This window comes from Streptomyces sp. KLMMK, assembly GCF_036961605.1.
Classification (GTDB): Bacteria; Actinomycetota; Actinomycetes; order Streptomycetales; family Streptomycetaceae; genus Streptomyces; species Streptomyces telluris.
Genome location: NZ_JBAMDC010000677.1, coordinates 1 through 1,923 on the forward strand (window position 1 = coordinate 1; position 1,923 = coordinate 1,923).

Below are 1,923 nucleotides of genomic sequence, written 5' to 3' on the forward strand. Positions count from 1 at the left end.
CTCGGAGGCACGGCGCTGCGCGCGCTCCAGCTGGCGGGTCAGGTCGGCCAGGTCGCGCTCGGCCTGCTTGGCGGCGTTGGCGGCCGAGTCGGCCTGCACCTCGGTGAGGGAACGGGCGCCGGTGATCTTGGCGACGTCCTCGTCGAAGGCGCCGGCACCGCCGACGATGTGGCGCGAGGCGTCGACGCCCGCGTCCTCCATCAGGCGGAAGATCTGCTTGCGCTGGTGCGGCAGGGCCAGGGAGACGACCGTGCCGGACTGACCGGCGCGGGCCGTACGGCCGGAGCGGTGCAGGTAGTCCTTGTGGTCACCGGCGGGGTCGACGTTGAGGACCAGGTCGATGCCGTCGACGTGGATGCCGCGGGCGGCGACGTCGGTGGCGACCAGGCAGTTCACGTAGCCGGCCTTGAAGTCCTCCAGGACGCGGCTGCGGGCGCCCTGGGTCATGCCGCCGTGCAGGGCGTCGGCGCGGACGCCGGCGTCCAGCAGCTGCTCGGCGACGCGGTCGGCGCCCAGCTGGGTGCGGACGAAGATGATGGTGCGGCCCTTGCGGGCGGCGATGGCGGCGGTGACCGGCGCCTTGTCCTTCGGCTTCACGACGAGGACGTGGTGGGTCATGGTGGTGACGGCACCGGCGGAGGGGTCGACCTCGTGCGTGATCGGGTTGACCAGGTAGCGCTTGACGAGGGTGTCGATCTCGTTCTCCAGCGTGGCGGAGAACAGCAGGCGCTGGCCGCCGGCCGGCACCAGGTCGAGGATCTCGGTGACCTCGGGCAGGAAGCCCATGTCGGCCATCTGGTCGGCCTCGTCGAGGACGGCGACCTGGACCTTGTCGAGCGAGGCGGCGCCACGGTTGATGATGTCGCGCAGACGGCCCGGGGTGGCGACGAGGATGTCGACGCCGCGCTCCAGGGCGTAGATCTGGTTGCCCATGGACGTACCGCCGCAGACGACCTTCATCTTCAGGCCGAGCACGTCGCCGTAGGGCTGGAGGGCGTCCGCGACCTGCATCGCGAGCTCACGGGTCGGGGTGAGGATCAGGCCGCGGGGGCGCTTCTTCTCGGTGTGGCCGCCGGCCAGGGTGGACAGCAGCGGCAGACCGAAGGAGAGGGTCTTGCCGGAGCCGGTGCGGCCACGGCCGAGGATGTCCTTGCCGGCCAGGGCGTCCGGGATGGTCGCGGCCTGGATCGGGAAGGGGGTCGTGACGCCGTTCTGCGCGAGCTTGCGGACGATCGCGTCGTCCAGGCCGAGGTCACCGAAGGTGATCGTCGGCTCGGCGGGCTCGGCGTCGGCGGTGTCGACTGCCTCAGCGGCGGCGACGGCCTCGGCGGCGATGTCGGCGGCCTCGGCGGCGGTGTCGGAGGAGGCGAGATCCGCGGTGGTCTCCGCGGTGACGGCGTCCGCCTCGGCGACGATCTCGTCGCTCGCGGGCATGACGGTCTGCTCAGTGGAAATGGACATGCGAAATGCGAAACCTTCCGGAGTTTCGGCACGCGCCCAAGCTCCGTGTCGGCTTCACAAATGACCGCCTCGATGCGGTCAGCCACGGCAAGGTAAGGAACGCGCCACACGGCGCGCTTCTGTTAGGCGCCGGGCAAATGGGATCAAACGATCTACCACCATACGCACTCACCACCGCCGGACGCAACCCGCTGCCCCCGTCCGGCGGCATGGCCTACGCCACAGGGCCCGCCGCCTGCGGCCCCGGCTGGGGTGACGGGGGCGCCGAGGAGGCCGGGGGCTGGGTGACGGGCGGCTGCGGCGTGGGGGTGGTCGGCTGGGGCGCCGGCTGGGTGGGGGCGGGCGGACGCCCGGGCGGCGGGACCGTGCCGGCGCCGTTGCCCGGCTGCTTCACCTTCTTGCCCGGCTTGCCGGTGTGGGCGTCCGGCGAGGCCCCTGCGGGCGAGGCCGAGGGCGACGCCG

At 72.4% G+C, this 1,923-nt stretch carries 1 protein-coding gene and 1 pseudogene; one reads left to right on the forward strand and one right to left on the reverse strand.

The annotated features are described in order from the left end of the window. Positions 1-1,461 (reverse strand): DEAD/DEAH box helicase (locus tag V7793_RS37035; RefSeq protein ID WP_336014071.1); only part of this gene is annotated, 1,461 nt, incomplete at its 3' end. 137 nt (positions 1,462-1,598) lie between these two features. Here V7793_RS37035 and V7793_RS37040 point away from each other — a divergent pair. Continuing rightward, positions 1,599-1,923, forward strand: a pseudogene (locus V7793_RS37040) (hypothetical protein); the annotation flags it as partial.